Here is a 7,064-nt window from a genome sequence, read left to right as displayed (position 1 = left end):
GGCCGACGGGCGGCGGCGCACCGGGCGCGGCCCCGTCGGCCCCGGCCGCCCCGCTCGTCGGGAGTGCGTCCGTCGGCGGGCGGCCCGGCAGGGGTGGCGGGCCGCCCGGGGTGGCGTCGTGCGGGGGCTCCGCGCGAAATCCCGGTGGAGTGCGTCCGGGCGGGAAGGTCGAGGGGTCCGGTGGCCGGCCGGCCGGGGGATCCCATGCTGCGGGCCGCTGGGCGGGACCGCCGAGCCGACGGGGGTCCTCCCCGGCGAGCGGCGCAGGGGGACGGCCCGAGGGCGGGGAGGCCGCATCCGCAGGCGTGCCGGGCCGGGGTCCCGCCGCGCGTTGCCCCGGCACCGTCGACGGTGCCTCGGGCCCGTCCCCGGTCACCCCCGAGCCCACGGTTCCCGCTGCCGAGGCGAAACGGTCGTCGAGGCTGTCAGCGGCGGGAGCCGCCCCCGTGTCCCCGGCGGAGTCGTCGTACAACTGCCCCCACCAGTCGTCCTCGTGGCCGGTGGGCCTCTCCCCCTGTTGGCTCATGCCCCCAATTGTCCACCGCGCGGGCCCTGTGAAAACGGGGCATCGGGAAAATCCGGCCGGGCGAAAGGCTCCTGACGGCGTGTCGGGTCACCCGGCTCGAACGGCGACTCGACCGGTGACGCGACCGGCGATACGGGACGGGCCCACGCCGGGCAATCCCGCCCCCCACACACACAGGGGAACCGCCCGGCGGCACCGCGGTGACCGGGTCCGGCACGCCTCCGGGCCCGTCACGCTCTCAGGGCCCCGGCCACCCCCGGCCCGGTGGACCGGTGTGCGACTCGTCGCCCGGGGTGGTGCCCGGCACTCCGGGGCGTCGTGTGCGACGACCGGGGCCGGCCTTCCCCGGGTCCCCTCCCAGGGTCGCCCGCCCGTGTCCGCGCAGGCCGGGTCGCCCCATTCCGGGCATTGCGGATGGCGCTCGCCACCGCGGTGGCGTCACCTTGGCAGAGTGACAGGAGGTACGGCGATGATGTGCCGGGGCGGGTTTGCACCGTGGCCGTTCTCGGCCACGGACCGCACCGCGGGGTCTTGTCTTCGGGGAGGGACAACGGCTGATGCTGGCAGCGATAGGGCTGGACGAGACGCACGAGTCGGCATACCGGGCACTGGTGTCCGTGGGCGCCGCCGACGTGCCGGATCTGGCGCGGCGGCTGATGCTCGGTGAGCACGACACCGAGCGCGCCCTGCGCCGTCTGGAACGGCAGGGCCTCGCGGCCCAGTCGTCGGCCCGGCCGGGCCGCTGGGTGGCGGCACCGCCGCGGGTGGCACTGGGCGCGCTGCTCACCCAGCAGCGGCACGAGCTGGAGCAGGCGGAGCTGACCGCCGCGCTCCTCGCCGAGGAGTACCGGGCGGCGGCCGGGGAGCCCGCGGTGCACGACCTGGTCGAGGTGGTGACCGGCGCCGCCGCGGTCACCCAGCGTTTTCTGCAGCTCCAGCTCGGCGCGGCCGAGGAGGTGTGCGCCCTGGTCACCGGCGCTCCCGTGGCCGTGACTGGCATGGAGAACCACGCGGAGGAGCAGGCGGCCGGGCGCGGGGTCCGCTACCGGGTGGTGGTCGAGCGGGCGGTGCTGGACGGGCCCGACGGCATCACCGAGCTGCACACCGCGCTCGCCCGTGACGAACAGGTGCGGGTCGCGGACACGGTGCCGACCAAGCTGGTGGTCGCCGACCGGTCGCTGGCCATGGTGCCGCTGACCTCGCACACCGCGGAGCCGGCCGCGCTGGTGGTGCACGCGAGCGGACTGCTGGAACTGCTGTCCGGTCTCTTCGAGTCGGTGTGGCGGGAGGCGCTGCCCCTGCGGCTCGGGGCGTCCGGCGTCACCGAGCAGGGACCGGACGGCCCCGACGGCATCGATCTGGAGGTGCTGTCGCTCCTGCTGGCCGGGCTGACCGACGCGAGTGTCGCCAAGCAGCTCGACCTGGGGCTGAGGACCGTGCAGCGCCGGGTGAAGCGGCTCATGGAACTGACCGGGGTGACGACCAGGCTGCAACTCGGCTGGCACGCGTACGAACGGGGCTGGGTGGCGCGCGACTGATCCGCGCGGTCCCCGGACGCCGCCCGGACGTGCTCATCGGCACGGTGCCGGTGTCCCTGGGCCCCGCGCCGGGACGCGGGTCCGGTCAGCGGGTCAGAGCGGCCAGGTCGACGGCGTCGGCGAGCGCCTTCATCCCCGCGTCGTTGAAGTGGAGGTGGTCGCCCTGGTCGTAGGCCGGGCGGATGCGGTCCGGGCGGGCGGGGTCACGGACGGCGGCGTCGAAGTCCGCCACCACGTCGAACAGCCCGCCGCGGATGAGGGCGTTGATCTCCCGCCGTGCGCCCTCGCGGGCCGGCGTCCAGCCCCTGTTGCCGCCGAACGGGGTGAGGGTGGCACCGACGACGCGGAGGCCCTGGGCGTGCGCAAGGGCCACGATCCGGCGGTACGCGCGCACGAAGGCGCCCGGATCGGTCAGGGGCGGAGTGCCCTTGAGGTCGTTGACGCCCTCCAGGACGATCACCGTGCGCGCTCCCGTGCGGGAGAGGACGTCGGCGTCGAGGCGGGCCAGGGCGCTGGGGCCCACGCCGTCGCGCAGGAGGCGGTTGCCCGCGATCCCGGCGTTCAGCACGCCGGGCCGGCCGCTCGCGGGCCGGGCGGCACGCAGGCGCTGCGCGAGCCGGTCAGGCCAGCGGTGGTTGGCGCCGTACGTGGATCCGTTGCCGTCGGTGAGCGAGTCGCCGAGCGCGACGACGCTGCCGGCGGCCGGCCCGAGGACGTCGACGCCGGTCACGTAGTACCAGTGGGAGACCTTGGTGGTGTAGGCGGCCCCGCCCGTGTCGCCGGCTCGATTGCCGTGCCGGGCGAGGAAGTTGGGCTGCAGGGCGGTGCGGTGGTAGGTCGCCGGGCCGCAGTCGGTGGGGGTGTGCACGGTGACGAGGAGGTTGGCGTCGGCGGGGACCCTCAGCCGGACGGGATCGGTGACGCGGTCCTGGCCCGGCGGGACGGTCACCGAGGTGGCCCCGGCGAAGGTGGCGGTGCGCAGGGAGCCCGGGACCGCGTCGGGGCTCGCGGGGGCGTCCGGGCGCTGCAACGCGACGGTGACGGCGTCCAGCCGGAGGGGCGCCGTGCCCAGGCGGTTGGTGATGCGGACGCGGACGGCGCCGCCGCCGACGCTGGTGTGCACGACGTTGCGGATCGAGGCGTCCGGCAGGGCGGGGGCCGTTCCGGAGGGGGCGGCCTCCCAGGTGCCGGTCCATCGCGGGGCCGTCTCCGGGCGGGTGGACGCGCCCGGGAAGGTGGCCGCGGTGGACACGACGGTGAGCGCCAGGACGGCGAGGCACCGGCGCCGGGCTCCGGCGGCGCGCTGCGGGTGGACCATGTGGACGCGCCCTTCCTCCCCTGCGGTCTCCGTGGCACGGGACCGGCGAGCTCTCCATGGCTTCCCACGACACGCCGGGGAGGCAACACCGCTTCACCCTTTCGGGCGCACGGCGGGCGGGTCGGAGGGCGGGGTGGAGAGCAGGCCGGAGGGCGCGTGGGAGGCCGGGGCGGAGAGCGCGTGGGAGGCCGGGGCGGAGGGCGGCTGGAGCGCGCCTTCCAGGGTGAGCAGCCGCAGTTTGCGGTCGAGACCGCCCGCATAGCCGGTGAGGGAGCCGTCGGCGCCGATCACCCGGTGGCAGGGGCGGACGATGAGCAGAGGGTTGGCGCCGATCGCCCCGCCGACGGCGCGGACGGCGGCCCGGGACGCCCCGATCCGGGCGGCGATGGCACCGTAGGTCGTGGTCGCGCCGTACGGCACGGCGGCGAGCGCGGCCCAGACCCGCTCGCGGAACGCGGTGCCGTCCGTGCGGAACTCAAGGCGGAACTCCTTGAGTTCACCGGCGAAGTAGGCGGCGAGCTGCCGCTCGGCCTCCCGGAACGCGGCGGGTGCGTGCCGCCATTCCGGCCGGAGGGTGCGGCCGCCCTTCTGCCCCGGCACGGACAGGGAGGTGAGGGCGCCCGACGCGTCGGCGGTCAGCAGGAGGCGGCCGACGGGGCTGTCGAGCACGGTGTAGTGGACGGCGTCGTGCTGAGCCATGGTCAGTGGTCTTCCTGTGCGTCCGGTTGGATCGGTTCAACCGCTGTCCGAAGGTGCTGAACGGCGTAGGAGCGCCACGGGCGCCACGCTTCGGGCAGGTCCTCGCCGGGTGGCGCCACATCGGGGTCGCCGAGGGCGCGGGTGCGGATGACCGCGGCGGTGCTCGGGTCCATGCCCGGCAGCGCGAGCAGCGCCCCGTGCGCGTCGTCGCGGTCGGCGCCGGCGTCGAGGCGGAGGGTGCCGTCGGCGAGGGCGGAGGTGAGGGCGGCGAGCGTACCGTGCGGCCCGGCCGCGGTGCCGGTCCCGGCGTTGCCCGCCGACGCGGCGCCGGCGAGCGCGGCCGGCTCCGGGAAGACGTGGGTGAGGGTGCCGTACGGGAGGTCCAGCGCCTTCCCGTACCGCTGGACCAGCCGCTCGGCCCGGGACCGTCCGACGAGGGCGCGCACGGCGAGCTCCTCCGGGTCGGCCGCGCCGGGCGAGCGCAGTCCGGGGCGGGCCGCCACCAGCGGGGCGAGCCGGGCGTCGGCGCCGAGGCGTTCGTCGACGGCGTACGGATCGGCGTCGAGGTCGAACAGCCGCCGCAGCCGCTGGACGGCGGTGGTGAGGTCGCGCGGGTCGGTGAGGTGGAGCCGGGCGTCGAGCCAGCCGCCGGGGTGGGCGGCCTGCCTCGCCTTTGGCCGGTGGGGCGCCCGGCCGCCCTGCCGCCGCTCCTCGACGGCGACGACGGCGGTGCCGTAGGGCAGCCGGAGCGTACGGCGGTAGGTACGGCCGCCGCGCGGACCGTCGACCTCCTCGACGCCCGCGACCGCCTCGCGGGCGAGCAGGTCGAAGACGGCGGTGGACTGGTACGGGCCGCGGTGGGCGAGCCGCAGCGGGATCCCGGCGGACGCGGCCTCCGGGCGGCGCACGGCCGGTCCGCCGCGTGGTGCGGCGGCACGCAGTTCGCTCGGGGTGGCGGCGTAGACCGCCCTGACCGTGTCGTTGAACTGGCGCACGCTGGCGAACCCGGCCGCGAAGGCGATCTCCGTGACCGGCAGCGCGGTGGTCTGCAGCAGGACGCGTGCCGTGTGGGCGCGCTGCGCGCGGGCCAGCGCGACGGGTCCGGCGCCGACCTCGGCGGTGAGCTGCCGCTGCACCTGGCGGGCGCTGTACCCGAGGTGCCGGGCGAGCCCGCAGACGCCTTCGCGGTCGACCACGCCGTCCTTGATCAGGCGCATGGCACGCCCCACGACGTCCGCGCGCACGTTCCACTCGGCGGAGCCGGGCACGGAGTCCGGACGGCACCGCCGGCAGGCCCGGAACCCGGCGTGCTGCGCGGCGGCCGCCGTCGGATAGAACCGCACGTTCCGCCGTTTCGGCGGCACGGCGGGGCAGCTGGGTCGGCAGTAGATCCCGGTCGTCTCGACGGCGAAGAAGAACTCCCCGTCGAACCGGGCGTCCCGGCTGCGTACCGCCTCGTACCTGGTGTCTTCGTCTATCACGCCTTCCAGTCTGGTCGACGGGAGGGGGACGGGTCCGGCGGGTTTCGGACACCGAGTCCCCGGCCGCCGTCCCCCGCGCCGCCCCTCAGCGGCGACGCCCCCGCTTCATCTCCATCGCCCGTCCCCCGCGCCGCCCCTCAGCGGCGACGCCCCCGCTTCATCTCCATCGCCGCCCTGCCCTGGGCCCCCCTGCGTTTCCACTCGCGCCGCAGTTCGGCCCGTACCCGGGCATCCGTCTTCGCCACGATCCGCTGGTTCTCCCGGAGCAGCTTGCGGTAGCTCTCCAGCCGCCGCTCGGACAGCTCTCCGTCCGCCACCGCCGCGAGCACCGCGCAGCCGGGCTCGGCGACATGCGCGCAGTCGTGGAAGCGGCAGCGGGCGGCGAAGTCCTCGATCTCGGAGAACACCTGGCCCACGCCGCTCCCGGCGTCCCAGAGCCCCACCCCCCGCAGACCGGGGGTGTCGATGAGGACGCCTCCGCCGGGCAGGGCGAGCAGATTGCGCGTGGTGGTGGTGTGGCGGCCCTTGCCGTCCACGTCCCGGGTCTCCCGCACCGTCATGACGTCCTCGCCGAGGAGCGCGTTGGCGAGGGTCGATTTCCCCGTGCCGGACTGCCCGAGCAGCACGGCCGTGCCGCCAGCCAGGAGCGCGGCGAGGGCGTCGAGTCCTTCTCCGCGCCGCGAACTGACCGGCAGCACCTGCACCCCGGGCGCGGTCTGCTGCACGTCCTGGAGGAGGTACGAGAGCGTCACCGCGTCCGGCACCAGGTCGGCCTTGGTGAGCACCACGACGGGCTGCGCCCCGGACTCCCAGGCCAGCGCGAGGAAGCGTTCGAGGCGGCCCAGGTCCAGTTCGGCGGCGAGGGAGACGGCGATGACGGCGTGGTCGACGTTGGCCGCGAGGATCTGCCCCTCGGACCGCTTGGAGGAGGTGGAGCGCACGAAAGCGGTGCGGCGCGGCAGATACGCCCGTACGTAGCGGGGGGTGCCCGCGGGTTCGACGGCGGCCCAGTCGCCGGTGCACACGACCCGCAGGGGGTCGTGCGGGGTGACGAAGGCGGTGTCGGCTCGGACGGTGCCGACGGGGGTGACAACGTCGCACTGGCCGCGGTCGACACGTACGACACGGCCGGGCAGGAAACCCTGCTCGGCATACGGAGCGAACTCCGCTTCCCACCCCTCGTCCCAGCCGTAAGGGGCCAGAAGGTGCGAGGAAGCGGAAGAAGCCGAAAGAGAAGAGAGATTCAAGGGGAACCCTTCACAAAGGGCCCCGGCCGCGCGCACTCGCAGGCGCGAAGAAACAGGAAAGATCAGCCGGAGACCGCGGAGGTGGAGTGGATGAACTTCTGATTGCGGGCAGCGCCCGTCACAGAGACAGCCATCGGTCACACCTCCCGTTCCTCACTCGGCCGACAGCAGCGGCCGACAGCCGCTGCGAGAAGCGAACCTCACCCTAGAGGCACGCACACTCGGGCGCCACCGATTTTCGGCAGGGTCACAGCC

The 7,064-nt window shown here is 75.4% G+C and carries 4 protein-coding genes and 2 pseudogenes; 1 reads left to right on the top strand and 5 read right to left on the bottom strand.

The annotated features are described in order from the left end of the window. Nucleotides 1–526 (bottom strand): annotated as a pseudogene (locus tag ACFSL4_RS36130) (protein phosphatase 2C domain-containing protein); the annotation flags it as partial. 557 nt (nt 527–1,083) lie between these two features. Here ACFSL4_RS36130 and ACFSL4_RS36125 point away from each other — a divergent pair. Beyond that, nucleotides 1,084–2,064, top strand: a complete 981-nt coding sequence (locus ACFSL4_RS36125; protein ID WP_381092241.1) for a helix-turn-helix domain-containing protein — start codon at nt 1,084–1,086, stop codon at nt 2,062–2,064. An 85-nt stretch (nt 2,065–2,149) separates the two neighbouring features. Here ACFSL4_RS36125 and ACFSL4_RS36120 read toward each other — a convergent pair whose 3' ends face one another. From ACFSL4_RS36120 to rsgA, 4 genes and pseudogenes are all read right to left on the bottom strand, one after another. Next, nucleotides 2,150–3,382 carry an SGNH/GDSL hydrolase family protein gene (locus ACFSL4_RS36120; RefSeq protein WP_381092239.1) on the bottom strand — a complete coding sequence of 411 codons (1,233 nt, stop codon included), beginning with the start codon at nt 3,380–3,382 and terminating at the stop codon, nt 2,150–2,152. Between the two features lie 204 nt (nt 3,383–3,586). Next, nucleotides 3,587–4,081: pseudogene (locus ACFSL4_RS36115) on the bottom strand (methylated-DNA--[protein]-cysteine S-methyltransferase); the annotation flags it as partial. A gap of 2 nt (nt 4,082–4,083) precedes the next feature. Further along, nucleotides 4,084–5,559 carry a DNA-3-methyladenine glycosylase 2 family protein gene (locus ACFSL4_RS36110; protein ID WP_381092246.1) on the bottom strand — a complete coding sequence of 492 codons (1,476 nt, stop codon included), beginning with the start codon at nt 5,557–5,559 and terminating at the stop codon, nt 4,084–4,086. A 140-nt stretch (nt 5,560–5,699) separates the two neighbouring features. Then, a complete protein-coding gene (rsgA, locus tag ACFSL4_RS36105) occupies nt 5,700–6,809 on the bottom strand; it encodes a ribosome small subunit-dependent GTPase A (RefSeq protein ID WP_381092237.1) in 1,110 nt (369 codons plus the stop codon). Nucleotides 6,810–7,064: the final 255 nt, after the last annotated feature.

The sequence above is a fragment of the Streptomyces caeni genome (assembly GCF_042678285.1).
In the GTDB taxonomy this organism is placed as follows: Bacteria; Actinomycetota; Actinomycetes; order Streptomycetales; family Streptomycetaceae; genus Streptomyces; species Streptomyces caeni.
Note: the sequence above shows the minus strand (reverse complement) of the source record. Positions and strands in the feature narration are given on the sequence as shown.

Coding starts and splice junctions, on each gene's coding strand:
- ACFSL4_RS36125 (WP_381092241.1), top strand. CDS start 1,084: ATGCTGGCAGCGATAGGGCTGGACGAGACGCACGAGTCGGCATACCGG.
- ACFSL4_RS36120 (WP_381092239.1), bottom strand. CDS start 3,382: ATGGTCCACCCGCAGCGCGCCGCCGGAGCCCGGCGCCGGTGCCTCGCC.